This window comes from Wolbachia endosymbiont (group A) of Volucella bombylans (genome assembly GCF_964026965.1).
In the GTDB taxonomy this organism is placed as follows: Bacteria; Pseudomonadota; Alphaproteobacteria; order Rickettsiales; family Anaplasmataceae; genus Wolbachia; species Wolbachia pipientis.
Genome location: NZ_OZ034717.1, coordinates 716,779 through 741,628 on the forward strand (window position 1 = coordinate 716,779; position 24,850 = coordinate 741,628).

The 24,850-nt window shown below is 36.2% G+C and carries 23 protein-coding genes, 1 tRNA gene and 3 pseudogenes; 18 read left to right on the forward strand and 9 right to left on the reverse strand.

The annotated features are described in order from the left end of the window. The first annotated feature begins 168 nt into the window (after positions 1 to 168). Complete coding sequence (gene purH, locus AAGD51_RS03510) at positions 169 to 1,680, forward strand: bifunctional phosphoribosylaminoimidazolecarboxamide formyltransferase/IMP cyclohydrolase (RefSeq protein ID WP_077188401.1); 1,512 nt, start codon at positions 169 to 171, stop codon at positions 1,678 to 1,680. A gap of 563 nt (positions 1,681 to 2,243) precedes the next feature. Here purH and AAGD51_RS03515 read toward each other — a convergent pair. Then, complete coding sequence (locus tag AAGD51_RS03515) at positions 2,244 to 2,369, reverse strand: hypothetical protein (protein ID WP_255703170.1); 126 nt, start codon at positions 2,367 to 2,369, stop codon at positions 2,244 to 2,246. 72 nt (positions 2,370 to 2,441) lie between these two features. Between AAGD51_RS03515 and AAGD51_RS03520 the strand changes: the two genes are divergently transcribed. Both AAGD51_RS03520 and AAGD51_RS03525 read left to right on the forward strand, forming a co-directional pair. Continuing rightward, positions 2,442 to 2,990 (forward strand): transposase, encoded by a 549-nt coding sequence (locus AAGD51_RS03520; RefSeq protein ID WP_236514710.1) that lies wholly within the window; start codon positions 2,442 to 2,444, stop codon positions 2,988 to 2,990. After that, a complete protein-coding gene (locus AAGD51_RS03525) occupies positions 2,984 to 3,391 on the forward strand; it encodes a transposase (RefSeq protein WP_049973602.1) in 408 nt (135 codons plus the stop codon). The genes AAGD51_RS03520 and AAGD51_RS03525 overlap by 7 nt, the downstream gene beginning before the upstream one ends. 55 nt (positions 3,392 to 3,446) lie before the next feature. On the opposite strand, the gene AAGD51_RS03530 is transcribed toward AAGD51_RS03525, so the two are convergent. After that, positions 3,447 to 3,668 (reverse strand): hypothetical protein, encoded by a 222-nt coding sequence (locus AAGD51_RS03530; protein ID WP_077188402.1) that lies wholly within the window; start codon positions 3,666 to 3,668, stop codon positions 3,447 to 3,449. A gap of 125 nt (positions 3,669 to 3,793) precedes the next feature. Between AAGD51_RS03530 and tsaD the strand changes: the two genes are divergently transcribed. Continuing rightward, positions 3,794 to 4,801, forward strand: a complete 1,008-nt coding sequence (tsaD, locus tag AAGD51_RS03535; protein WP_077188403.1) for a tRNA (adenosine(37)-N6)-threonylcarbamoyltransferase complex transferase subunit TsaD — start codon at positions 3,794 to 3,796, stop codon at positions 4,799 to 4,801. A 221-nt stretch (positions 4,802 to 5,022) separates the two neighbouring features. Here tsaD and AAGD51_RS03540 read toward each other — a convergent pair. Continuing rightward, positions 5,023 to 5,855 (reverse strand): IS5-like element ISWpi1 family transposase gene (locus tag AAGD51_RS03540; RefSeq protein ID WP_236514306.1). Its coding sequence is split into 2 segments (ribosomal slippage): positions 5,023 to 5,486 and positions 5,486 to 5,855, totalling 834 coding nucleotides; the frame shifts between segments, so codons are not numbered across the junction. A 121-nt stretch (positions 5,856 to 5,976) separates the two neighbouring features. Between AAGD51_RS03540 and AAGD51_RS03545 the strand changes: the two are divergent. Then, a pseudogene (locus tag AAGD51_RS03545) lies at positions 5,977 to 6,798 on the forward strand (IS5 family transposase). 37 nt (positions 6,799 to 6,835) lie between these two features. Next, positions 6,836 to 7,146 (forward strand): annotated as a pseudogene (locus AAGD51_RS03550) (IS4 family transposase); the annotation flags it as partial. Between the two features lie 8 nt (positions 7,147 to 7,154). Here AAGD51_RS03550 and AAGD51_RS03555 read toward each other — a convergent pair. From AAGD51_RS03555 to AAGD51_RS03565, 3 genes are all read right to left on the reverse strand, one after another. Further along, positions 7,155 to 8,166 (reverse strand): IS630 family transposase gene (locus tag AAGD51_RS03555; protein ID WP_236514338.1). Its coding sequence is split into 2 segments (ribosomal slippage): positions 7,155 to 7,703 and positions 7,705 to 8,166, totalling 1,011 coding nucleotides; the frame shifts between segments, so codons are not numbered across the junction. 109 nt (positions 8,167 to 8,275) lie between these two features. Further along, positions 8,276 to 9,108 (reverse strand): IS5-like element ISWpi1 family transposase gene (locus AAGD51_RS03560; protein ID WP_236514306.1). Its coding sequence is split into 2 segments (ribosomal slippage): positions 8,276 to 8,739 and positions 8,739 to 9,108, totalling 834 coding nucleotides; the frame shifts between segments, so codons are not numbered across the junction. Between the two features lie 20 nt (positions 9,109 to 9,128). After that, the gene (locus tag AAGD51_RS03565; RefSeq protein WP_236514971.1) at positions 9,129 to 9,407 is read right to left on the reverse strand and encodes a TrbC/VirB2 family protein; all 279 of its coding nucleotides are present in this window, start codon (positions 9,405 to 9,407) and stop codon (positions 9,129 to 9,131) included. Between the two features lie 67 nt (positions 9,408 to 9,474). Between AAGD51_RS03565 and metG the strand changes: the two genes are divergently transcribed. After that, positions 9,475 to 11,100, forward strand: coding sequence for a methionine--tRNA ligase (gene metG / locus AAGD51_RS03570; protein WP_006279930.1), 1,626 nt, complete (start codon positions 9,475 to 9,477; stop codon positions 11,098 to 11,100). On the opposite strand, the gene AAGD51_RS03575 is transcribed toward metG, so the two are convergent. Both AAGD51_RS03575 and AAGD51_RS03580 read right to left on the reverse strand, forming a co-directional pair. Further along, entirely contained in the window at positions 11,097 to 12,272 is a 1,176-nt protein-coding gene (locus AAGD51_RS03575; RefSeq protein ID WP_341810365.1) for a hypothetical protein, read from the reverse strand. The two genes, metG and AAGD51_RS03575, sit on opposite strands and share 4 nt — an antisense overlap. Positions 12,273 to 12,620: 348 nt before the next feature. After that, positions 12,621 to 14,072, reverse strand: coding sequence for a replicative DNA helicase (locus tag AAGD51_RS03580; protein ID WP_006279932.1), 1,452 nt, complete (start codon positions 14,070 to 14,072; stop codon positions 12,621 to 12,623). A gap of 114 nt (positions 14,073 to 14,186) precedes the next feature. Between AAGD51_RS03580 and AAGD51_RS03585 the strand changes: the two genes are divergently transcribed. The 4 genes from AAGD51_RS03585 to AAGD51_RS03600 all read left to right on the forward strand — a co-directional run bounded on the left by AAGD51_RS03585 (position 14,187) and on the right by AAGD51_RS03600 (position 16,515). Further along, positions 14,187 to 14,269, forward strand: a tRNA-Leu gene (locus AAGD51_RS03585). Between the two features lie 24 nt (positions 14,270 to 14,293). Next, positions 14,294 to 14,890, forward strand: coding sequence for an RDD family protein (locus AAGD51_RS03590; protein WP_015589093.1), 597 nt, complete (start codon positions 14,294 to 14,296; stop codon positions 14,888 to 14,890). A 347-nt stretch (positions 14,891 to 15,237) separates the two neighbouring features. Then, positions 15,238 to 15,912 carry a RadC family protein gene (gene radC, locus AAGD51_RS03595; RefSeq protein ID WP_010962534.1) on the forward strand — a complete coding sequence of 225 codons (675 nt, stop codon included), beginning with the start codon at positions 15,238 to 15,240 and terminating at the stop codon, positions 15,910 to 15,912. Between the two features lie 447 nt (positions 15,913 to 16,359). Further along, the gene (locus AAGD51_RS03600) at positions 16,360 to 16,515 is read left to right on the forward strand and encodes a hypothetical protein (protein WP_236514888.1); all 156 of its coding nucleotides are present in this window, start codon (positions 16,360 to 16,362) and stop codon (positions 16,513 to 16,515) included. A 137-nt stretch (positions 16,516 to 16,652) separates the two neighbouring features. Here the strand turns inward: AAGD51_RS03600 and AAGD51_RS03605 are convergent, their stop codons facing one another. Then, the gene (locus tag AAGD51_RS03605; RefSeq protein WP_341810366.1) at positions 16,653 to 20,225 is read right to left on the reverse strand and encodes a UvrD-helicase domain-containing protein; all 3,573 of its coding nucleotides are present in this window, start codon (positions 20,223 to 20,225) and stop codon (positions 16,653 to 16,655) included. An 81-nt stretch (positions 20,226 to 20,306) separates the two neighbouring features. On the opposite strand from AAGD51_RS03605, the gene AAGD51_RS03610 reads away from it, so the two are divergent. The 7 genes and pseudogenes from AAGD51_RS03610 (at position 20,307) to AAGD51_RS03640 (ending at position 24,822) form a co-directional block, all read left to right on the forward strand. Beyond that, positions 20,307 to 21,173: a 4-(cytidine 5'-diphospho)-2-C-methyl-D-erythritol kinase gene (locus tag AAGD51_RS03610; RefSeq protein ID WP_077188591.1), complete on the forward strand. Its 867-nt coding sequence runs from the start codon at positions 20,307 to 20,309 to the stop codon at positions 21,171 to 21,173. A gap of 3 nt (positions 21,174 to 21,176) precedes the next feature. Then, positions 21,177 to 21,533, forward strand: coding sequence for an Mth938-like domain-containing protein (locus tag AAGD51_RS03615; protein ID WP_006279996.1), 357 nt, complete (start codon positions 21,177 to 21,179; stop codon positions 21,531 to 21,533). 1 nt (position 21,534) lies between these two features. Beyond that, positions 21,535 to 22,344 (forward strand): metal ABC transporter permease, encoded by an 810-nt coding sequence (locus AAGD51_RS03620; protein ID WP_049973644.1) that lies wholly within the window; start codon positions 21,535 to 21,537, stop codon positions 22,342 to 22,344. Between the two features lie 131 nt (positions 22,345 to 22,475). Further along, positions 22,476 to 22,655 (forward strand): hypothetical protein, encoded by a 180-nt coding sequence (locus AAGD51_RS03625; protein ID WP_007548716.1) that lies wholly within the window; start codon positions 22,476 to 22,478, stop codon positions 22,653 to 22,655. Positions 22,656 to 22,660: 5 nt separating this feature from the next. Beyond that, positions 22,661 to 23,677, forward strand: coding sequence for a DNA polymerase III subunit delta (gene holA, locus AAGD51_RS03630; RefSeq protein ID WP_006279994.1), 1,017 nt, complete (start codon positions 22,661 to 22,663; stop codon positions 23,675 to 23,677). A gap of 301 nt (positions 23,678 to 23,978) precedes the next feature. Then, positions 23,979 to 24,224, forward strand: a pseudogene (locus AAGD51_RS03635) (PD-(D/E)XK nuclease family transposase); the annotation flags it as partial. A 454-nt stretch (positions 24,225 to 24,678) separates the two neighbouring features. After that, the gene (locus tag AAGD51_RS03640; RefSeq protein WP_173862902.1) at positions 24,679 to 24,822 is read left to right on the forward strand and encodes a hypothetical protein; all 144 of its coding nucleotides are present in this window, start codon (positions 24,679 to 24,681) and stop codon (positions 24,820 to 24,822) included. Positions 24,823 to 24,850: the final 28 nt, after the last annotated feature.

The following is a 24,850-nucleotide window of genomic DNA, read 5'->3' on the forward strand; positions in this document are numbered from 1 at the left end:
CTCATTTAAAGTGAAGTTTTCTGGATCCCAGACTGGGTGACATCTTTCTTGGTCTCTTGTATCACAATGTTCGTACAGTTGTGGATACCGCGGCGGTATGACGTAGTAGCTATATATAGACAAATTTTCTTTTCTTAGATATAATCTTAAAAAACTTTCCATATAAAAATGAAAATAAAAAGAGCTTTAATATCAGTATACGATAAAACGAATATAATTGATCTTGCATCGTTTTTAACGCAGCAACAAATAGAAATTCTTTCAACGGGCAATACTTATAAAGCACTATCTGATGCCGGAATAAAAACGCAAGAAGTATCAGATTATACGCAATTTCCAGAGATACTGGGTGGTAGAGTAAAAACTTTACACCCTAAAATTCATGGAGGAATACTTTATGATCGAGAAAAGCACAAAAAGGAAGTGCAAGATCTAGAAATTGAGCCAATAGACCTGCTTATAACTAACCTATACCCATTTTGGGAGACAGTAAGTAGCAGCTCAAATGAAGAGCAAATTATAGAACAAATTGATATCGGCGGGGTGGCATTAATTAGAGCTGCAGCAAAAAACTTTCGTTTTACTTCAGTTATTTCTAGCATTCAAGACTACGAAGCACTAAAAGCTGAGATGATAAAAAATAACAATGAAACAACATTGGAATATAGAAAACACTTAGCAACCAAAGCATTTGCTCTCACTGCACACTACGATTCTAATATTCACAGTTGGTTTTTATCCCAGAGTAAAAATAATGAGTTACCAGAGTTTTTTGCTCTATACGGGCATAAAGTACAAGAACTCAGGTATGGTGAAAATCCCCATCAAAAAGCTGCATTTTATAGTAATCAATTTACAGAATATCCGTTGGAAAAACTACATGGAAAAGAGTTGAGTTATAATAATATAGTAGATATAGAGTCCGCACTTAACATAATTTCTGAGTTTAAAGAGCCTGCAGCAGTGATAATCAAGCATAATAACCCATGTGGCGCTGCTATTGGTAATAATGCTTTGGAGGCATATGAAAAAGCTCTATCGTGCGATGAAGTAAGCAGTTTTGGTGGTATAGTTGCCTTAAACCGGGAGATAGATTTAAAGCTAGCGGAAAAATTAAACGAGATATTTTTGGAAGTAGTGATAGCACCATCGGTAAACAATGAGGCACTAAAAATTTTACAAAGAAAGAAAAATTTAAGAGTGATTATTCATAAATCTTTTCAACAAAATGTGAAATACCAAACTAAAAATGTTATTGGTGGGTTTTTGGTGCAAGAAAATAATGACCACACAATAAAAGCAGAACAAGTAACAAAGTGCACTACAACAGAAAAAGAAAAGGAAGATCTTATTTTTGCCTGGAAAATATGTAAACATGTGAAATCCAACGCAATAGTTATAGCAAAAGATGGTTGTGCTATTGGCATCGGCGCAGGGCAAACAAGCAGAATAGATAGTGTGAACATTGCAGTGAAAAAAGCAGGTGAAAAATGTAAAGGTGCAGTGCTTGCTTCAGATGCATTTTTTCCATTCCCAGATAGCATAGTAGAAAGTGCAAAACATGGAATTACAGCTATAATTCAGCCCGGCGGCTCGCTGAAAGATCAAGATGTGATAAAAGCTGCAAATGAAAATAAAATTGCTATGTTTTTCACTGGCGTTCGCAGTTTTTTCCATTAGGCTTTGTGTCTTATCGTCATACCGCCGCGGTATCTCTAGATCCCGCTAGCGGGATGACAAATATACCGCCGCGGCGCTAACAAGAGATCCCGCTAACACGTAGCGGGATGACGGTTGTCAGCCAAGTAGCCCCCTATGATGTCATCCCAGTGCTTGACACTGGGATGGCTTTGTTGCATCGCTACTTATGAAAGGCTAACTATAATTAGGATTATAAGCAACTTATTGAAAATCTTGTTTTTTTTGCAATCAATCTGATCAAATTTAAGAATAGTAACTTGTTATTTATATTAATAAATTTAATTCTATTGAAAATAGCTAAAGCATTGAAATTCTTGAATTTTAGCCGGATTAGTGAGTGGTAGTGAAATTTCTTTTACTCAAATTTAGGTATTCACTGACCGTTCTTGTTATAAATACCAGAATAATAAGCTACTGATATTCTCCACCTTTTTTATCTTTAATCCATCATAGCTAGCGATGCAACAAAGCCCACTGGGATCCAGCCTTTTCATCCAAGACAGCAGCGCCTCCTTCTCCTGTCATCCCAGCGCCCAGAGGTGTCATCCCAGTGCTTGACACTGGGATCCAGCCTTTTCATCCAAGACGGCAGCGCCTCCTTCTTCTGTCATCCCAGTGCCCCCTGTAATGTCATCCCAGTGCTTGACACTGGGATGGCTTTGTTGCATAGCAACTGAAAAATCTGGTGGCTACTGACAAAATTCATTATAAAATAGCCATTTAACCTTGAAAGAAAAAATATGCCACAAAAAATGAGGGTCAGTAACCATAGCGAATATAACAAATTTCTAGAAAAAAGAGGAAATATTTTTCATTATATCAACGAAGCCATAGAAAAGTGGTACGAGAATGGTCCAAAAATACCAGGTGGCAACAATATTTATAGCGATAAAGTTGTAATTTTGGTGCACATAATAACTTGTTTATTTAGAATAGGCCTGAGGCAAACAGTTGGGTTTATAGCAGGATACCTTGAGCAAATTGGGAAAAATTTGCAAGTTATCAGCTATTCACAATCATCAAGAAGGTTTAAGAAACTCAATATTAAGATCAATGATTGCAGAATTGATAAAAATAATATGGAAGATATCGAAATTGCTATAGACAGTACAGGAATTAGTATATACAACAACACTCCTGGTCATAGCAAAGAAAATAGCGAAGATAGAAAGTATCGCAGCTATGAACAGACAAGAAAATTGCATGTAATGTTGAATACAAACAGCAAAAAAGCCATAGCTGTAAAATACAGTAACGGTCTGATCACTATGGAGCTTGTGATTTGCTAAAAGAAGTCGATTTTCAGTATGTCATAAAAGTACTATATGCAGATAGGGCATATGACAGAGAAAAGCTCTATAAGCTGTGTAATCAATATGGTATAAAAACGAAAATTCCTCCGAAAAACAACGCAGCAGAGCATCCAAAATTGGATTATATGCTTGATAGAAATGCCGCTATTCAGTTAATGAAATTACATGGTGAGAATGGTATAAAAAGATGGAAAGAAGAAGTAAATTACGGAAAAAGATCGTATATTGAAGGATTTTTCTCAAGGTTGAAGCGAATATTTGGGTTTAGTTTTAGGAGCAAATCTGAAATTAATCGTGAGAAGGAACTGCTACTCAAGTGTTATTTGCTTAACAAATTTACTGAAATAGGCATGGCTAAGTTTGAGATAGCTTCATGAATTTATTGTACGTTACCTACTATCCGAAGAGCGATGCAACAAAGCCAGTGGGGTGTCATCCCAGTGCCCAGACACTGGGATCCAGGAATTTTATTAAGTTGGTAAGCATAAAAATAGCCATTTTATGTAAAAATACAACATTTTGATGATTATGAAAAAGCTGGATCCCAGTGTCAAGCACTGGGATAACATCATAGAGGCACTGGAATGACACCTTCCTAGTGGAAATTGCTCTCAAATCATAATGTTCGTACAGTTGTGGATTCATTCGCGGCATCTCATCAGCTAACAAGCAGCGGGATGACGGTTGTCGGTAAATCTTTTAGCTGTAGAAGTTAACTTTGCAGTTAACTTCTACAGCGTTTCAAGATATAGTTTTGATAATAAAGTGCTCGAATATACATGAAAACCATTTTAGCTGTTGAAACAAGCTGCGACGAAACTGCAGTAGCGATTGTAAATAGTGACAAGCAAGTCCTTGCTCACAAGATTCTTTCTCAAGTAGAACACAAAAAACGCGGTGGGGTGATTCCTGAGATAGCTTCACGTGCTCATATGGAACATTTAAGTGGCCTGATAAAAAGCGCTGTAAAAAAATCTAACCTTAACTTTTGTGACCTCAATGCAATTGCAGCAACATCAGGACCAGGACTCATAGGTGGATTAATAGTTGGTACAATGATGGCTAAAGCAATTGCACATGTGGCACAAAAACCGTTCATTGCAGTGAATCACTTAGAAGCGCATGCATTGGTTATTAGGTTACTGCATGAGGTAAAATTTCCATTTTTAGTCCTACTAATATCAGGTGGTCACTGTCAATTTTTAATTGCACAGGATGTAGGTAAATACATTAAACTTGGAGAAACGCTCGATGATTCACTAGGAGAAGCATTTGATAAAGTTGCTAAGATGCTGGGTTTAAGCTATCCCGGAGGGCCATTAATTGAAAAGTTAGCTAAAAAAGGCAATGGTGCAAGATTTAAATTGCCAAGGGCAATGATAAAACGTTCTGGATGTAACTTTTCGTTTTCTGGAATTAAAACAGCAGTAAAAAACTTAGTGCAAGAACTTAAAATGAGCGAGCAAGATGTGTGTGATGTATGTGCTTCGTTTCAAGAGTGTATTAGTAACATACTGTTGGACAGGGTTAGTAATGCGATTATTATGGCCGAATCTTTAAATATCAAAATCAATGACTTTGTGATTACCGGTGGAGTTGCAGCAAATAATTTCTTGAGAGAAAAATTAAAACAACACATAAACTTAAACATATTTTTTCCTCCCAACAACCTATGTACAGATAATGCAATAATGGTTGGATGGGCAGGAATTGAAATGTTACAGAAAAGCTATATAGATTCTCTCAATTTTGCACCAAGACCTAAGTGGGAGTTAGAGAGTTATTAAAAGCTCTCAATTCTGAATTATAGCTAAAGTGACTTAGGTTCTCTAATTGCACATAAGTCAACAATAATTTTCACACAAATCAAAACAGCATATCTTCTCCATAATCCTTGGTAATTTTACATAAGTTAAAAGTAGCATATGGTTCTCTCCGCGGTCTGAGATGACAATAAATTTGTCAAGCCGCATTATACTTGTTAGAGGTTGTCCGGAAACTAGTAAATTCAAGCATATTCCCTCTTTAACATAACCCTACTCATAGCTAGGTATATGAAATTCTCAGTGGATGTTGTGAGTAAATCATACTCCTTCGATAGCCTTCTATTCCTATTAACCCAAGCAAAAGTCCTTTCTACAACCCATCTTCTTGGCTGTACTTTAAACCCTTGTTCTCTTGTTGGTAGTAGCTCAGGTGGCGTATCTTTGTGCACCCAAAATCTACATGGAGGCCTTGTAACAATTTCAATATCTATGTCATATTCTTCCTTTATGTGATTCTTTAAATTTCTTCCTTGGTATCCCATGTCAGCCCACATTTTTTTAACTTTAGTATATTTTGTTCTCATATTGTTTAATGCTATTTTAATACCATCTCTATCATTTTCGTTAGCAGCGCCTACGTAACAACCTAGTATAAAACCCTGAGTGTCTGTAATTATATGCCTTTTTCTACCCTTTACTTTTTTACTTCCATCATAGCCTTTGATCCCCCCTTTTCTGTAGTCTTTACAGATTGACTATCTACTATACAGGCACTCGGCTGCTCATTCCTTCCTATTTTTCTTCTACTATATTTTGTAATTTCATAATTCATTTTCTCAAAAATTCCCTGCTTCTTCCATTGCCTGAACTGCTCATACACAGTCTTCCATAGCGGAAAATCATTTGGTAAATACCGCCATTGACACCCTGTACGCAATACATAGAAAATTGCTTCTAATATTTCTCTTTTGCTATACTTTGGCGGCCTTCCTCCTTTCTTGTATGATACTCTGAAGTGTTTTTCTATTCTTGCCCATTCCCTTTCGCTTAGATCTGTTGGATACTTTTTTCTCATCTTTACCCCGTACTAAAATTTCAGATATTATAGCCTTTTACTTGTTTCCGGACAACCTCTTAGAGGTTGTCCACAAACCAAGGAATACGTAGTATATAAAGAAAGAATATTGAGGTAAGAGATGAGGAAAAAATATCCAACAGATCTAAGCGAAAGGGAATGGGCAAGAATAGAAAAACACTTCAGAGTATCGTACAAGAAAGAAGGAAGGCCACCAAAATACAGTAAGTGTGAGATAGTAAATGCAATTCTTTATATACTGCGCACAGGATGTCAATGGCGGTATTTACCACACGATTTTCCGCCGTGGAAGGCTGTGCATGAACAGTTTAGAAGATGGAAAAAGCAGGGAATTTTTGAGAAAATGAATTATGATATCACTAAATATAGTAGGTCAAAAATGGGAAGCCGAGCGCATGCATAGTGGACAGTCAATCGGTAAAAACCACGGAAAAAGGGGGGCAAAGGTTATGATGGTGCGAAAAAGGTAAAGGGGAGAAAAAGACATATAATCACAGATACTCAAGGATTTGTGCTTGGTTGCTATGTAGGAGCTGCAAGCGAAAATGACAGAGATGGGGTGAAGATGGCATTGGACAATATGAAGGAAAAATACAGCAATATTAAGAAAATGTGGGCTGATATGGGATACCAAGGAAAAGATTTAAAGGATTACGTAAAGAGAGAATATGGGATAGATATTGAAATTGTCAAAAGGCCTCCATGTAGGTTTTGGGTGCATAAAGATACACCACTAGAACTATTGCCACAACGGGATCCTGGATTTTCAGTACAGCCGAGAAGGTGGGTGGTAGAGAGGACTTTTGCTTGGATCAATAGAAATAGAAGGCTATCGAAGGAGTACGATTTACTTACAACATCTACTGAAAGTTTCATATATCTGGCTATGAGTAAAGTTATGTTAAGTAGGGAATATGCTTGATTTACTGGTTTGTGGACAACCTCTAAGCTATGGGAACGCTGGCGAATTAGATTTTGATTTTATATTAGAAAATGAAAAGCTAAAAAATAAAATGAAAGGACAGAAAGTAAGAGTTATAGTGCTGACATTAGCCAACTGAGAAACAGAGTTTTTGACCGAGACTTTGGAGCAAAGCTTATGTGTTAAGGTGGCACATAGAGGAAACGACTCAAAGTAGGAGCAGAGTTAGAGAATTTTTCTGGAGAGGCTGTATTACAAGAATTTTGGGCAAACTTGGTCATGTGCAATATATTATCGCTTCATATGTGTGATGCACAAGGGCCTTGGAACCCAGATCAAATTACTGATACCAATTCTCATTGTTGTCCAGTCAAATAGGAAACATTGCAGAGTTGTTTAATTGTGGAGCTGGCAAGAGAAGTAATAAATTTGCACAAAGCACCCTCAAGTAGAGCAATTGTATCGTATATTTTATTGCGCAAAATGTTCTGTTTTATATATAACCAAAGCCTCTCAACAGGATTTAGCTCAGGTGAGTATGGAGGTAGGTATATAATGTCGATATTTTTAGGTACCTTTAAATTTTTTGACCTATGCCAACTAGCACAGTCCATAACGAGAAAAGCCTCTCGTGTTTCTAGATATTGCGAAATTTGCTCAAGAAATATGTTCATGCAATCAGTGTTGACATTTGGTGCAAATAAGCTAGAACTCTCTCGATTTCTAGGATTAACTGCACTATAGAGATAGAAATTTTGCCTACCTAATTTTGTTTTAACCTGTGTTCTAATCCCCTTTTTAAACCACCCATGTCCAACTTTTGAATGTGTGCCAAACCATGATTCATCAAAGAAAAATAGCTCTTTTTCTGGATACTTGCTAATAGCTCCATTGAGATTTTTTTTTGAATTCCTCTTGTTTGCTTTTATCTTGTCCATTATGAACTGGTCTTGGTGTAATATATGAGAATTTCATCTTTTGCATATGGCGGTGTACTGTAGATTTGCTGATATTTAATCCGAACTTTTCCTGGATTCTTATTCTCATTTCTTTAATGGTGATATTAGGATTTTCTTCTATCCACTCTTCAATTTGCTGTAGTTGAGCCTGATTTAATTTAGTTTTTCTACGACGTTGTGAAGGAGCAAACAGTTTTTCTTCTCTGCCAATTTTCAAGAGTTTTACCCACGAAGTTAGTGCGCTTCTTGAAATGCAATATATTTTTGCTACAGCCGTTATACTGTACTTTTTTGCTGCAATTACAGCATTTAGTTTTTTTGAAACATATGCATTATTCCTTACTTTCTTCAGCATTTCTTTTGCTGATTCTACTACTTTTTCATCCAATAATTTTGATCTTAATGCCATTTAAACCTCGCTATTTTACTTACTTCAGTATGGCTTTTCTTCCATCATTGTCCATCTGTTTGCCCTGTAATGGGAATTGGTATCAGAGGTTGTCCGGAAACTAGTAAATTCAAGCATATTCCCTCTTTAACATAACCCTACTCATAGCTAGGTATATGAAATTCTCAGTGGATGTTGTGAGTAAATCATACTCCTTCGATAGCCTTCTATTCCTATTAACCCAAGCAAAAGTCCTTTCTACAACCCATCTTCTTGGCTGTACTTTAAACCCTTGTTCTCTTGTTGGTAGTAGCTCAGGTGGCGTATCTTTGTGCACCCAAAATCTACATGGAGGCCTTGTAACAATTTCAATATCTATGTCATATTCTTCCTTTATGTGATTCTTTAAATTTCTTCCTTGGTATCCCATGTCAGCCCACATTTTTTTAACTTTAGTATATTTTGTTCTCATATTGTTTAATGCTATTTTAATACCATCTCTATCATTTTCGTTAGCAGCGCCTACGTAACAACCTAGTATAAAACCCTGAGTGTCTGTAATTATATGCCTTTTTCTACCCTTTACTTTTTTACTTCCATCATAGCCTTTGATCCCCCCTTTTCTGTAGTCTTTACAGATTGACTATCTACTATACAGGCACTCGGCTGCTCATTCCTTCCTATTTTTCTTCTACTATATTTTGTAATTTCATAATTCATTTTCTCAAAAATTCCCTGCTTCTTCCATTGCCTGAACTGCTCATACACAGTCTTCCATAGCGGAAAATCATTTGGTAAATACCGCCATTGACACCCTGTACGCAATACATAGAAAATTGCTTCTAATATTTCTCTTTTGCTATACTTTGGCGGCCTTCCTCCTTTCTTGTATGATACTCTGAAGTGTTTTTCTATTCTTGCCCATTCCCTTTCGCTTAGATCTGTTGGATACTTTTTTCTCATCTTTACCCCGTACTAAAATTTCAGATATTATAGCCTTTTACTTGTTTCCGGACAACCTCTAAGCTTGAACCAATTATTACCACTGTAATCATTGGTCCACCTATTCCATGAACGTAACCTATTACATTACACATTACATCTGTTGCTCCATCAGCGTGTGCATCAAATGCATAGAAAACTATAAATAGAATTACAAGAAAATTTCCCATTGTTCTTTCAATAATCATGCCTGATTGTTTCTTATTTTTATAAAATTTCAGTAAATCGCTTTTTTCAAAAATTATGCTTAACCTAATCAATATTTATTTATTACTGCCTTTTTAATACTATAATTAACTCAGTTGATTTTTATCAAAATGCTAAACCATGGAACAATTCGAGAACTTTTACATCACCACGCCAGTATATTACGTAAACGATAAGCCACATATTGGTCATGCATACACTTCTCTCTTGTGTGACGTGGTGGCAAGGTTCATGAAACTAGCTGGGAAAAATGTCAAATTTACCACCGGTACAGATGAACATGGACAAAAAATAGAAAAAGCAGCTAAAGCAAAGGAAATGCAGCCAAAAGAATTTACAGATGAAGTGAGCGTTTCATTTAAAGAATTGGCTAAGTTCATGAATTTTGAGTATGACGATTTTATTCGCACTACGGAGGAACGTCACAAAAAAGCAGTTATAGCTTTATGGAATAGACTTGAAGAGAGAGGGCAAATATATTTGGATTCCTATTCGGGTTGGTATTCAGTTCGTGATGAAGCATTTTATCAGGAATCAGAGCTGATAGATGGCAAAGCACCAACAGGCGCAGAAGTTCAGTGGATAAAAGAAGAGAGCTACTTTTTTCGCTTGTCAAACTGGCAAGACAAATTACTGGAACTCTATAAAAATCAGCCAAGTTTTATCTTTCCTGAGAGCAGAAGAAATGAAGTGATATCGTTTGTAAGATCAGGGCTCATTGACCTCTCAATCTCTCGCACTAGTTTTAACTGGGGAATAAAAGTACCAGGTAATGACAAACACGTAATCTATGTCTGGATAGATGCATTAACCAATTATCTTACATCAATAGGTTTCCCTAGTACTGAAGGTGAGGAATATAAGAGGTTTTGGGCAGAATCTAAAACGCAGATTCCAGCGTCACGCGCTGGAATGACACCAAACCAAGGGAAAACGCAGATTCCAGTGTTACGCGCTGCAAACCTAGCTGACAGCTCTTTCAACGTTCATGTAATTGGTAAAGACATATTGCGCTTTCACGCCGTATATTGGCCGGCAATTCTCCTTGCAGCAGATTTGCCGCTACCAAAACAAATTGCAGTTCATGGTTGGTGGCTAAACGAGGGAGAAAAAATATCCAAGTCCCTTGGTAATGTCATAGATCCAATTGGCCTCGCTCAAGAGTTTGGTGTTGATCAACTACGCTATTTTCTCCTTCGAGAAGCAAGTTTTGGCCAGGATGGTAACTTTAGTAAGAAAAATATGATCAGCCGGATAAATTCAGAACTGGCAAACAACATAGGCAATTTAGTACAAAGAACAATTTCATTTTTACACAAGCAATGCTCTGGAATTGTACCAACAATTGATCGAGATTTACTTAGAGGTGAAGAAAGTCTGCCAAATTGCAAAGCTATACTAGGTCAAGTGATGGACCATTTATCAAAGTATGAATTTAACCAGATTATACTTCTAATTATCAACATCTCTTCTGAAGCAAATGCCTACATAGACAAAAGTGCACCCTGGACATTAAGCAAAACTGATAGAGAACGCATGAATTTAGTAATTTACAAGTTACTGGAATATATCAGGATAATTGGCACTTTATTGCAACCGATTGTTCCAAAGTCAGCAGAGATGATACTAAATCAACTGCAAATTCCGAAAGAACAACGAGATTTAAAATCTTTGTACGACACGTGCGTAAGTTCAGGCATTACGCTGCCTAAACCTACGCCGGTTTTTTTGAGGGTTGATGTTTAACCAAGGAAGCATTCAGGTAGTAACACATCATATTTATTACTTATTTTAACTGCATACACTATAGGTTGTTCTACTCGTGCTTGTTTTCTTTTTCTTCTTGCGGCTCCACTTCTTTTATTTTTACCGTCTTCTTTCGTATTGTTTATGCTGTTGTCCCTTTGAAGATTTGGCTTTTGCTCTGCTTGCTCTTCTGGCTTTTGAGCTTCTTTATTTATAACCTCTTCTTGTGGTACATTAGCCAAGGTGTTTTTATGTTGAGCATGCAACAGATTAGTACCTAGTACATAACTATTTTGTACACCACTCCAAAAGCTGGTAAATTTCCCTTTTACTAACTCATATACAACAGAAATTCTTGACTGAATTTTTGTTTTATTGTTTTCATCCAACTGCTCTTTCAGGCTAGAAACCTCAGTATCTTTTTCATCACCAGATTCTGCATCATAAAATACATCCTGATCCTCAGAAAGACTCATTAAATCACTTTTAGCAGCATCAACATTTAAATGATCAGGTTGCTTAGGAACGTTATCAATATTTAAATAATCCAAACTATTAGCTCGTTGCTTTTGCTCACTGGAAAGAACCTCAAGATTTAAATAATCCAAACGAGTTAGTTCTTGCATGCTAGGTTTAGATCCATCTTCACGCTTAAACTGCTCTTCCGGACTAGAAACCTTAGTACCATAAATCCTACTGTACAAGCTGCTTCCAACGCTGTTAAGTGCTCCTCTTACAGATGCAATTGACGCATCATAAGTATTTTTCAAGCCACCTCCAATACCACTAAGTGTTCCTTTTGTAGACTCAGTTGATGGCACATAATTATCGTAAGCATATTTGCCAGAATACAAGACACCATTAACTGCTTCTTTTGCAAACCAAACAGCGCTATTAACTGTTCCTTTTGCAAGCTGAACAGTGCCATCAGCAATTGCCACTTTTAATTTGTCTTCTTCTATCTTTTTATTTTTTTCAGCTAGTTGAGTTTTTTGCTCAGAATTTTTCTGCTTTTGAGTGCGTACTTGATCTTTTAACTTAGAATTTTCTTCCTCTTGAGCTTCTACTTTATTTTTTAACTTAGAATTTTCTTCCTCTTTAGCTTTTACTTCCGCTTCTTTTTTAGCTAGTTGAGTTTTTTGCCCAGAAATTGTTTGCTCTTGAGCTTTCATTTTATTTTTTAACTCAGAATTTGTTTTGTTCTCACTAATTGCTTTATACGAAAGTGCAATAGTTACAACAGAAAACACAGCATAACCAATAATAAATGGCAAGCCAACACTTAATGCTGCAACTGGAGCTAAGAAACCAATATAAGGAGCTGCAGCAAACACTTCAGATGCTAATAAAGTTGCAGTAGCCAGAGCACCAGCTATAAGATAGGGTACATTGTTTTTATTCATCATCTCACGTATTATAAAATATAATACCATTATAAAAGGATTTTTAAGAAATTGTCAAGCTATCTTTACATAAAAAAAATAATCAATGAACTTGGGAACAAGAAGATTGCTGCCAAGCTATGAACTATGCCTTTCTGTGTAATCTTTAAACGAACCTCTGTTAGAGTCAAAATATAGCTTCACACTGCCAATTGGTCCATTTCTCTGCTTTGCAATAATGAGCTCTGCAATGTTTCTAATTTTTTCCATTTTCTCTTGCCATTCCCGATGTTTATTGTTTCCTTCATTTGGCTGTTTTCTTAGTTCATAATACTCTTCTCTATAGAGAAACATTACTATATCTGCGTCTTGCTCTATGCTCCCTGAATCACGTAAATCAGAAAGTTGTGGTTTTTTATCATCCCTCTGCTCAACAGAACGAGAGAGCTGAGATAGTGCAACAATGGGAATATTTAGCTCCTTTGCAATTGCTTTCAAACCCTGCGTCACTTCCGAGATTTCTTGCACTCTATTTTCATTACTCCTTTTTGTTGTTCCTCTGATTAGCTGCAAATAATCAATGAATACCACTTCTACATTATATAATTGATACAGCAAGCGTATTCTGGTGCGAAGGGCACTAATTGATAGCGCAGGGGTGTCATCTATGATGAAAGGCAGTTCAGATAATTCTGTACTAGTATTGATAAATTCATGCAATTCAAAATCACTAATTCTCCCGGTTAATGCCTTATAATAACTAATCCCTGAATCTATAGTGATCAGCCTTGCAGTTAATTGCTCTGCTGACATTTCAAGCGAGAAAAACGCTACATAGTGTTGCTTATCTGCTCTTTTTTGCAACATCTTACAAGCATTGAGTGCGATGTTTAGCGCCAATGCTGTTTTTCCCATAGAAGGCCTTGCAGCTAAAATTAATAAATCAGATTTTTGTAGACCACCAAGAAGCTGATTTAGATCTTGAAGTCCGGTTGTAACGCCTAGCGCTTCTGGATTATTTTTCAGTGTGCTGATCTTCTCAACTACATCTTTAATTGAACTTGCAAGTTTTATATATGTTTTCTCACCTTGTTTTTTTACTGCCAAATTGAACAATTTTGTCATTGCTTGTTCAATTTGCGCCTGTGCAGGATTTTCAATATCGTAGTTGTAGCTATCACCAACTATTTCTTGCCCGAGCTTAATTAAACATCTCCTTAAGTAAGTATCACGGATTATTCTAGTCAAACTATAGATATCAAGCGCAATACTTGCCTTCGCTGCAAGCTTTGCTAAGTACTCTACCCCACCACATTCGGTAAACGCTTGGTCGTTCTCAAAAAACATTTTGAGGCTCAGTTCATTGGCAATTATGCCATGTTTCCTGGTTTTGGATATTTGCGTAAAAATACTTTGATGTAATGGATCATAGAAATTCTCCGCTGTGATTGTGTCTTCAACCGCATCACAGATTCTATTATCACGAATCATTGCACCAATAAGCATCTGTTCAGCTTCTAGGTTATGCGGTAATTTACATATTTCCTTGTCTACACTTCTTGAACCCAAGAGACTAGCTAATTCATTCATTTTAAGTTTTGAGAGTAACTGTTGATTATTGTAGAATATTTAGTCCTCATTTGAAAGATGTAAAGGCAAAAAAATTTGACTAATTCCGTGTTGCCTATAGCATTAAAACTTAATGCCCCTGTGGTGGAATGGTAGACACGGCAGACTCAAAATCTGTTGCTTGCAAAAGCATGCTGGTTCAAGTCCGGCCAGGGGCACGTTAAATATTGGAAAGTATATATATGTTACATAAATTTTTTAATCGTTTATTTTCTATTTTTTCTTCTATAAATGTTATTCAAAAGGTAAAGAAAGATGAAAATGGGATATGTTATGTAACGGGCCTCAGGCGCTATATATCAGTATTGCTTGATTTGATTATTATCGTTTTGTTCTTGCAGTTTTGCAGCCAAGCCTTAAATCAGCTCTTTATGAACTCAGAGGATAGCAAAATATTAAGTCAAATTGCTGCAAAATCCCCAATGCAAGCACCACTGTCTGCGGAAGAAAAGACAACGCAGAGTAGACTTATAAAATTACTAATCCTAAATCAAATAGTCCAGTTTATTATGCTCTTTTGCTATGTAATATATATGTGGGTAAAGTTTGCTACTACACCTGGAAAACTATTATTTGGGCTTAGAGTTGTGGATGCACAAACTTTCGAAAAGATGACCCTAAAACAAGCAACAAAGAGATTTTTTTCCTTTATATTGTCAGTTGCACCATTGTTCTTGGGCTTTTTATGGTCAAATTTCAACAAACGCTGTCAAACTTGGCACGATAAGATCGCAGGCACAGTGGTTGTCACGAGTAAAAGCCTTAGAAGGCAGAGCTAAAAACTACTTGACACCCTTCGCCAGCCCCTTTATCATGATACTGAAGGTATTCATTTATCTTCAATCTGTGCAGATTAAACGACAACAGTATTACGTATTGGCGTCTTATTTTTAATTTTTTGCACTATGTGCATGCACTGGGATGACACCTCTGGGCACTGCCGTCGTAAAGGAACCAGTGTCAGCTACTCGGATGACAAAGGAGGACAGTGTCTCAGCTACTTTCATGACACCATTTGCTGTCTTTAAAAATGAATGTTCTTACAATTGTGCGTCATGCGCTTTATTAAATATTTTACTTAAAAATCTAATTTCTTATTATACAAGAGATAAGCAATTCATTGATGATGAAAAATTACAAAAAGGGGCATAGAAAGCGCCTAAGAGAGAAAATTATTTTAGATAATGGACAATCATTACTTGATTATGAAGTTTTAGAGCACATTTTATATTCAGCATATAGTAGAATTGATGTAAAACCGGTGGCAAAGAGTTTGATAGAAAGTTTTGGCAGCTTAAATAAAGTTTTTAATGCTGACCTGGAAGCGCTGCAAAACGTTGATGATGTCAGCAATGCAGCGATATCTGCCATCTTTTGTGTAAAACAAGCCTTTGTTCGTTCTGCAAGAGAAGAAATAAAAAACCTGCCTGTAATCGATAACTGGGAAAAATTGCTTGATTATTTAAGAATAAGTATAGGAAGCCTCAATAAGGAAAATTTTCGTGTCATCTATATGAATAAAAAGTATCGTCTAATAGCGGAAGACCTGCAAAATATTGGTACAGTAGATCAAACTCCTCTTTATGTCAGAGAGATCATCAAGCGCGCACTTTTGATTGGTTCAACATCCATTGTAATATCTCACAATCATCCAAGCGGAGATACACAACCTTCAAATAGCGATATATCTCTCACTAGACAACTAGCAGAAGCTTGCCAAAGTATAGGAATAGAATTAATAGACCACATTATTATTACATTCAGTAGCTATTTTAGTTTCAAGGAAAATAGGTTGTTGTGAAAGCCTTTATAGCTACAGTAACTTAGATTTACCGACAATCGTCATTCCGCTACGTGTTAGCGGCTAAGAGATACCGTGACGGGATGACGTAGGGGTTGCCGAGAACTTGTCATTCCAGTGCTTGACACTGGAATGGCTTTGTTGCATCGCTACTTATGAAAGGCTAACTATAGTTAGGATTATAAGTAACCTATTGAAAATCTTGTTTTTTTGCAATCAATCTGATCAAATTTAAGAATAGTAATTTGTTATTTATATTAATAAATTTAATTCTATTGAAAATAGCTAAAGCATTGAAATTCTTGAATTTTAGCCGGATTGGTAAATGGTAGTGAAATTTCTTTTACTCAAATTTAGGTATTCATTGACCGTTCTTGTTATAAATACCAGAATAATAAGCTACTGATATTCTCCACCTTTTTTATCTTTAATCCATCATAGCTAGCGATGCAACAAAGCCCACTGGAATCCAGTTTTCTTTACAAATTCACCAAAAGTGCTTCATTCTATAACGCAAAACCCATACTCACCAAACCCAATGCATTACTTGCAATTAAGTTTCCTGGATCCCAGTGTCTGGGCACTGGGATGACACCGTCATAAAGGAACCAGTGTCAGCTACTTTCATGACACCCTTCTGGTAGGCCCAAATCGCAATGTTCGTACAGTTGTGGAATGAATCGCGGGATGACGGTTCGCGGTGGTATGACGTAGTAGCTATTTCTTGCAATCAAGTTTCGTTAAAAGTCAGATTGAATGGTTAAATCTTCCACCCAAATAACCACGCACTCTACTTGCTTGTTTGGATATATTTCTTGTACTAAGGTTTTATAGGTCAACATTTGCTTTTTTATTTCATTTAATGAGGAAACAGAAACGTTACGGTGTGACTTGTAGTCAATTATGATTGCTTTATCTTGCGTTATGCATAGCCTATCTAGTCGTACTAATACTGACTTGCCATCAATTGTTCCACTCAGTGTAATCTCTGATTTGCCTTCCAAGTCAAACAAATAGCCATATTTTTCATTAAAGGCTAATATTTTACTGTAAATTTCATCCTTATCTTCGCTGATGTTATCAAGGTATTTTCTGACCCAATTTTTTCTCCTTTCTTTTTCTATCTTGGGCATATACTGCAATATGCTGTGAATAATCAGGCCTCTTGCATAACCATCTGTCATCCCAATGCTCCTTGTTGTCATTCCAGCACTCTCATCTGTCATTCCAATACCCCTGTCTGTCATTCTAATACCCCTATTTGTCATCCCAGTGCTTGACACTGGGATCCAGGCCTTTTTTTCTCCAGGTTCCAGCGTCACGCACTGGAATGACGAAAGAGAGTGCTGAAATGATACCGAAGAGTGAGCTGACACTTGTTCTCCTTCTTTTTTACTGGATCCCAGTGTCAAGCACTGGGATGACAGGGGAGAGCGAGTAGCTGATGCTGGTTCTCCTTCTTTTTTACTGGATTCCAGTGTCAAGCACTGGAATGACATTGATAGGTTTGGTGGAAGGGAAATGACCGGAACGTCAAAGTAATCACGTTTTTTATAAATGTAAGGGTAGTTTGCATTCACGCATAATACTTCAACTTTTTCTTTAAATATTGGCCGTAAATCCCTTTGTTTCTTTTCATATGGTTCTCCGTACTTAGTGATTAGATCATACCAAGAGCCCTTTTGCACTGGCTCTTTACTTAAGATGTATAACTCATCTTCAGCACGTGTGAGTGCTACGTATAATAAACGCAAATATTCATTATAATCCTCTAGTTTTTTCTCTCTTTTTACTTGATCGCAATAAGCGTTGTTGTTTTTTCCACACCAAAATGGCACTTCTGTTCCATCAAAGATAATGCTTTCACTGTTTCTTGGCACTGTGTTTGTATCAACCAAAAATACTATGGGAGCTTGCAGACCTTTTGATTTATGAATTGTCATTATTCGCACAGCATTGCGTTCTGATTGCATATCATTCTTAATCTCCGGGTTATTCTCCTTGATCCACTGAACAAACGCTTGAAGAGATGGGTTTTCAAATTGCAACACGAGGTTCATAAATTCGTCTAGAACCTCAAAGCACTCAAGACCTAGCCTTGCAGCAAATTTCTTCTTACCTGTACGCAATATATGTGTAAATAGTGCAAGAGGAGACTCTGTGCGAGATAAGTTAATGAGATAGTTTAATTCACTGTAGATAACCACAGAATAATCCTGAATTCTTTCCCATAGTGAATGCTCTTTACGATCATATGCAATGTTAAATAAATCATCCTCGGTAAAATTGAATAACGGTGATTTTAAAGCATTTGCAAGAGCTAGATCATTTGCCTGGAGGAGTAAAAATTCGGCCAAAGCTATTAAGTCCTGCACGGCTATATAGTCCATAATTCTAAAATAATCTCGGCCTACAACTGGCACGTTTGCTTTTTTAAGTTCGCTTATTATGTAATCAACCAATACGTTTCGTTGTCGTACCAGAACCATAATGTCTCTTGGTTCTATATGGCGATCTTTAGCAACTAAAATCCGCCCTTCGTTTAACCAATTGTGAATTTTGTGGGCTATTGCCTGAGCAAGTAATCGATCTGCTATTGTATAACCTTCCTTACATATCAGAGGAATTTGTAAAGCTTGCTGTTCTTCCTCTTTACACTTTGGTAACGCTGGCCAAATTTCAATATATCCTTGATCATTTTCTCTATGTGGAACATGTTTTATTTCATTATCAACAAAAGATATTTCTGCGCGGAAGTTGTTAAATATTCTATCTACAAGCATCAAAACTTCTGGAGTTGAACGAAATGACTTTTCAAGTTGGCATGATATCCAATCTCTACCACCAGTTTTCGTATGAAAGTATTGTTGCATATAGTTGAATAGATGGGGATTTGCTCCTTGAAATCTGTATATGGATTGTTTTACGTCACCAACTACAAATAAGGTTCGCTTTTCATCATTACCGGCAAAAAATTCATCGCAGAGATTTGTTATAATTTTCCACTGGCTGATGCTATTGTCTTGTGCCTCGTCAACAAGGATGTGATCTATTTTTTGATCCAAGTTAAACAATATCCAATCTTTATAGTTTGGATTGCTAAGAAGATTTGTTGCTAAGTTGATTATATCATTGTAGTCAAGCAGTGCATTTTTTGATTTTTCACTATTATACAAATCAACATATACTTTAAATACACCAAGTAAGCTACTGGTTCTCTTGAATATTTGATAAGAGTTCATGTCTCTTATATGGGTAAATACTACATTCTGAACGCTCTCTATTATTTGCTCTGCATCTTTGAATTTCTCCAAAATACTTTTTGTTGCAATGGATGATATGCTCTTTTTTTCGTGCGATTCTGATTTGAGAAATACCTTGGCTAGGTTTTCTATTTTGGTGTCATTCCACTTTATTCCGGTGTCATCCGAGTAGCTGACACTGGTTCTTTTTTTCTGGATCCCAGCTGGGATGACAGTAGAATAAAGTATTTCACTATAACTCTGATCTCTTTTACTGCCTTCACTTAATATCTCGGCTAGTCTTCCCACGTGCTCAGTCGTTTCACTCTGTAAATCATGAATTCCATCTGGAGCATTGAGTTTTTCTTTGATGTATTCTGAATCATTTGCTGACATCGATCTTTTTACACATAAAGTATAAAGCAAATCGCGTAGTTTATTTTCATCAATTTCAGTTGCAATAAGGTTGATATCATCCTGCACAGTTTCGTTATGAAGCACTTTATTGAATATGATGGAACGTAATTCTTTACATTCACTCAGCGTGCAATTTGGAGCAATGCCAGCTTCTATAGGAAAGCTGGAGATTAATTTGTAACAGAAAGCGTGTATGGTTTGTATAGTTAGACCAAGATTTTCCAGTTCAGAGAAAAGCCTTCTTGCTCTTGTTAAGTGACGATCAAGTGCTTCATTTTTTCTGGATCCCTCCGTTATCCCAGCACTCTCCTTTGTCATCCCAGTGCTTGACACTGGGATCCATTCTTCCTTTTTTCTGGATTCCAGCGTCAAGCACTGGAATGACACCGATTCCTCACTTAAATGCAAGAGGTCTAGTTGTTCCAGATCCATTATTAATTCACTCTCTGAGCATATTGCCCACTTACTGAGTATGCTGTGAATGCGATTCTCCATTTCGTTTGCTGCAGCATTGGTGAATGTTAAGCAAAGAATATTTCTTTTGTTTTCTAATAAAAGTCTCAATACTCTGTCTATTAAGATTTTTGTTTTGCCTGTACCAGCGGACGCATTTACCCACACAGAGAAATTAGGATTTATGGCATTTGATCTCATCAGAAGTGCGAGAACCTTATAGAAGTTGACTAAAATAGCATTATACATATAATGTAAAAATAGTGTTAGTGAAGATATATAATGAAAAGTTTTTGTGTAAAGGCGCCTGCAAAAATCAATCTTTTTTTGCATGTTGTAAATAAGAAGGAAACAGGATATCACTTGATTGAGGGTTTGTTTGTCTTTGCTAATCTCTCTAATTTTTTGGAAATAAAAGTAGGTGAGAAGGATTCTAGATACGATAACTCTACAGTTGAATTTATAAACTCCGAGTCTAGAATAAATAACCAGTATAACACTGTAATGAAAGCGGTTAATCTGCTGCTTAGGCATGCTCCTGTACGCACTAAAGTCACTGTAAAGGTTGTAAAAAACATACCAATTGCTGCAGGACTTGGTAGCGGATCCTCAGATGCTGGAGCTGTGGTACGTACGCTAGGGAAGCTGTGGGAGATTGATAGGACGATTTTAAATGAAATAGCCTTAAACGTTGGTGCTGATGTTCCCGCAAGCGTAGATAGCAAGCCAGTTTTTGTTAGAGGTATTGGCGAAGAATTATGCCACATTAAAAAATTCTCTTTATCTACAAATGTGGTGCTTGTGAAACCGAAAAAAAGGTTTTTGAGTACACCAGAGGTATTTTCCAAACATGAAGGAAAATTTTCTGAGCCAATTAAATGGAGCGATGACGCTGAAAAGGATTTGTTGAAGCTTCTTAAAGAGACGAGAAACGATCTTCAAGAAATAGCAATAAGCTTTGTACCTGAAATTAAGGATGTGATATCAACACTTGAGTCACAAGAAGGCTCTATACTTTCTCGCATGTCAGGCAGTGGTGTATCATGCTTTGGAATATTCGATAGTGAGGAAAATGCAAAAGCTGCTGCAGTTAATATCGGAAAAAAGCAACCAGAATGGTGGGTATGTGACACTCAATTAATAGTTTGACTTATGCCCTTAATTTCCGAGAATAAAAATCTTATAAATGGTTACAGGGAAGGAAAATTTTTGGTGAATAATAGAGAATATTGCGGCTCAATTATAATTTTTCCTGAAAAGGTGATTAAATTGAAAGAAAGTGATATAAATAGCAAGGAACATTTTAAATCTTTTTTAACAGAGGAAATAGAAATTTTGATAATAGGTACTGGTAAAACACGCAATATACTAAGTTCTTCAGTGAAGTCCTATCTTATGGAACAAAAAGGTTTAAATTTTGAATTTATGACAACAGGTTCTGCATGCAGAACCCATAATATTCTGATATCCGAAGATAGATTTGTTGTCAGTTATCTAATAGCCATATAGCATGTTTGAAATGTTTACCCAGGATTTTTTCATCAACAGTCTAGTTGCAGTAGTTGTAATTAGCCTAGTAACAGGCGCTTTAGGATCGTTTATGATATGGCAAAGGTTATCTTATCTTGGTGATAGTTTGTCCCATTCTTCGTTGCTTGGTGTTGCACTTGCTTTAATCTTTAAGATTAGCCCATCGCTTAGCATAATGCTCATTGCAATTACATTTGCTATACTACTTTCTCTTAATTTTAACAGATTATATTCTGCTGATACGATATTGAACATTGTTACCAATGTAGTTTTATCATCGAGTTTAATACTTATGTCTTTTCTTCCATCTGGCAATAATAGTATTATTAGCTCACTGTTTGGTGATATATTAACGCTCGATCAAAGTGATATAGTATTGATTTTTTTAACCTCTGCAGTAGTTACTTTGATATTAATATTTAGATGGCGTTATTGGTTAATGATTTCAATTAATCAAGATTTAGCAGTAGTTGAAAAAATTAATGTTACCTTTGTTAGACTAGAATTTTTAATCACTCTTGCTATATTTATAGCAATTGCTGCCCAATTAATAGGAATATTACTTATTGCTGCATTTTTGCTAATACCAGCAGCATCTGCAAGGCTCATTTCGAAAACTCCGATGCAGATGATTATTGTTGCAACAGTTTTTTCTGTGATCTCTGGGATATCAGGTCTCATGTTATCTGCAAGTTTTGATTTGTTAACTGGACCTGCAATTATACTTGTTGCAGCCGTATATTTAATTATCGCTTATTTTATAAGGCTAGTATTAAGCAGGTTGGCTTAATTTTAATCTCGAATGTTAATAATTTTGTAATATACTCATTATAAAACATCACTATCTTAGCACAAAATAGTTTTTGCTATACTATTATTTATATGCTAATGATAAGTCGTTAATTTTATGGAGTAAGCAATATGAGCGAAGAAGGATTTTTTTCCAAATATATATCTCAACCTGTGAAAAAATTTTATAATTATATTACAGGAAAAACAGAAGAGTCGGATAATGTGCAGAGTACGGCAGATGATATTGTACAAGAAAGCTCAGAGTCTTTGGACACTCATGTACAATCAAATGAGAATGATATCATATAGGTGGCATGAGGGTTACACCATCCAAAGTTAAAAGATTCCTAGAGAAACCTGATGCTTTACGTGGTGTGTTAATTCATGGAAGTGATAACAGTAGGGTTGATTTTTATGTACAAGAAATAATTGCCAGTTTGGATGAGTATTCAGTTCAGGTGATGGATTTTGCAATAGTGAATAAGTCACCCGGTTTACTATTTTCTGAATTGGCAAACATTTCGATGTTTACCAGCAAAAAATTAATTAAACTGATAAATGTGAGTGGAGGTATATCCAAAGAGTTAAAAAACGTATTGGATTATAATGCAAGTGGTCATTATGTAATGATGACAGCAACTGATCTTCCACACAATTCTGCAACCAAAAGTTATATGGAGAGTTCAAAAATTTTTGGTGTGATTGCTTGCTATAAAGACAGCAACAGCAATCTTTATGATATTATATCAAGTTACTTAAAACAAAATGATATAAAATGCACAAATGAGATAATCTACCATTTGCAATCTTACTTTAATCATAGCAAGCTGCCTATATGTTCAGAACTTGAGAAGTTAGTTTTATACTTAGGGGAGAGAAAAGACCTAAAACTTACTGATATAGAATTATGCTTTTCAACTTCCGGCAACGACTATGCTACACTTGATGATCTATGCTCTGCCATAGCAAGTAAAGATATGTCGCGTTTCATTAGAATTTCTGATGCATTGATATCGCAAGAAAATTTTTCACCGATAGCACTAATTCGCATTATATCAAATTATTTCCTACGCCTTGAAACCGTTTTGCTGTCAGTGCAAGGTGGAATGAGTGAGCAGGCTGCGATTGATCAGCTAAGCCCTCCATTGTTTTTTAAACAATTGCAGAGTTTTAAATCTCATTTGAAAAGTTTGCAACTTTCAGAACTTAAGAAGATCTTGGAAAAATTGATAAGCTTAGAAGTTACCTGTAAAAAAACTGACTTGGATCATAAAATGATTTTTCAACAGGTGATTTGTCATATTACAAATACAGTTACTTGCTATAGCTAACAAAGATAAGGTGTAACCAGACTGCATTCTGTGATTTTAGCAAAACACGATCTTTCATTTGAGCTTTCTTCAATTTAAAATAAATACAGAAAATTGCTGCCTATAGCTAAAGTAACTTAGGTTCACCGACAATCGTCATCCCGCTACTAGTTAGCGGAATCTATGCCGAGATACCGCGAATGAATCGCGGTATGACGGTTCGTGGCGGTTATGACGTGTTAGCTATAGCTATCTTCAAAAATATGGTTGAATAATTGTTAATAATAGTGTATAATTATTAATATTTTTAAGCACTTTGGCTATGGCTTTATCTAAGTTTCTCGACCCTAAGCTGGATTTGACCTTCAAAAAAATATTTGGCACTGAAAAAAATAAGAATATTCTCATACATTTTTTGAATGATATTTTAGGGTTTACTGAGATAAATACTATACAAGAAGTGGAATTCCTCAGTACTATAATGGATCCTGAAATTGCATCTGATAAACAAAGTATAGTTGATGTTCTTTGCAGGGATTCTAGTGGGGCCAGGTATGTGATTGAAATGGTGCGACCTGAAAGCCTTCGGTCATATTGTTTAAAAGGAGAGGAATTCATTCAGAAAGAAACTGAAAGGATTCTAAAGCTTATTGAACCAGATGTTTTGCCATCTGAGTCTACGCATCAGTGCGAATTGGGTAACCAGTTGGTGCCGAGCGACGCGGACAATGAACCTCCTCTTGATAAAGAAGATGCTCAATCGTGAGAGAAAGCATAAACTACAAGCATCATGTGGTTGGAGGGCTAGGCTTAGTGGTATGGTGAACGTAAGTGAAGCTTCATAAGTATCGTAACGATTAAAGAGCTAAAGATGCTGATAAGCTCCGACCAAAAGGTAATGTGGATGAGTTACATTTTTCATTTCTGGATGTACGCAAATAATAATTCCACCGGTATAGAGAAGCCACCTAACCCACTATTGTATGACAAAAGGAACAGGATAAGCCTGTATTTTCGCCTATATGGCAGGCAACCCGCAAGGAATGCTGATGGATGTGCAGGTAAAGGATAATGGAGAAAGCGAATGCCATTTTGTAACGAAATGGATAGAATTTGTAACATTAATTCGCGTGAAAACGAGCAGACTTCCATTTGGTCCCTCATGACAAGAAACTTTGTTAACCACTTAAGGTA

Excerpts from the sequence above, each read along its gene's own strand:
- AAGD51_RS03610 (WP_077188591.1), top strand. The coding sequence starts at position 20,307 with ATGAAAAGTTTTTGTGTAAAGGCGCCTGCAAAAATCAATCTTTTTTTG.
- AAGD51_RS03530 (WP_077188402.1), bottom strand. The coding sequence starts at position 3,668 with ATGCCGCGAATGAATCCACAACTGTACGAACATTATGATTTGAGAGCA.
- AAGD51_RS03590 (WP_015589093.1), top strand. The coding sequence starts at position 14,294 with ATGTTACATAAATTTTTTAATCGTTTATTTTCTATTTTTTCTTCTATA.
- metG (WP_006279930.1), top strand. The coding sequence starts at position 9,475 with ATGGAACAATTCGAGAACTTTTACATCACCACGCCAGTATATTACGTA.
- AAGD51_RS03580 (WP_006279932.1), bottom strand. The coding sequence starts at position 14,072 with ATGAATGAATTAGCTAGTCTCTTGGGTTCAAGAAGTGTAGACAAGGAA.
- radC (WP_010962534.1), top strand. The coding sequence starts at position 15,238 with ATGAAAAATTACAAAAAGGGGCATAGAAAGCGCCTAAGAGAGAAAATT.
- purH (WP_077188401.1), top strand. The coding sequence starts at position 169 with ATGAAAATAAAAAGAGCTTTAATATCAGTATACGATAAAACGAATATA.
- AAGD51_RS03575 (WP_341810365.1), bottom strand. The coding sequence starts at position 12,272 with ATGAAAGCTCAAGAGCAAACAATTTCTGGGCAAAAAACTCAACTAGCT.
- AAGD51_RS03520 (WP_236514710.1), top strand. The coding sequence starts at position 2,442 with ATGCCACAAAAAATGAGGGTCAGTAACCATAGCGAATATAACAAATTT.
- AAGD51_RS03515 (WP_255703170.1), bottom strand. The coding sequence starts at position 2,369 with ATGCAACAAAGCCATCCCAGTGTCAAGCACTGGGATGACATTACAGGG.
- AAGD51_RS03625 (WP_007548716.1), top strand. The coding sequence starts at position 22,476 with ATGAGCGAAGAAGGATTTTTTTCCAAATATATATCTCAACCTGTGAAA.
- tsaD (WP_077188403.1), top strand. The coding sequence starts at position 3,794 with ATGAAAACCATTTTAGCTGTTGAAACAAGCTGCGACGAAACTGCAGTA.
- AAGD51_RS03600 (WP_236514888.1), top strand. The coding sequence starts at position 16,360 with ATGCAACAAAGCCCACTGGAATCCAGTTTTCTTTACAAATTCACCAAA.
- AAGD51_RS03605 (WP_341810366.1), bottom strand. The coding sequence starts at position 20,225 with ATGAGATCAAATGCCATAAATCCTAATTTCTCTGTGTGGGTAAATGCG.
- AAGD51_RS03615 (WP_006279996.1), top strand. The coding sequence starts at position 21,177 with ATGCCCTTAATTTCCGAGAATAAAAATCTTATAAATGGTTACAGGGAA.
- holA (WP_006279994.1), top strand. The coding sequence starts at position 22,661 with ATGAGGGTTACACCATCCAAAGTTAAAAGATTCCTAGAGAAACCTGAT.
- AAGD51_RS03640 (WP_173862902.1), top strand. The coding sequence starts at position 24,679 with ATGGCAGGCAACCCGCAAGGAATGCTGATGGATGTGCAGGTAAAGGAT.
- AAGD51_RS03620 (WP_049973644.1), top strand. The coding sequence starts at position 21,535 with ATGTTTGAAATGTTTACCCAGGATTTTTTCATCAACAGTCTAGTTGCA.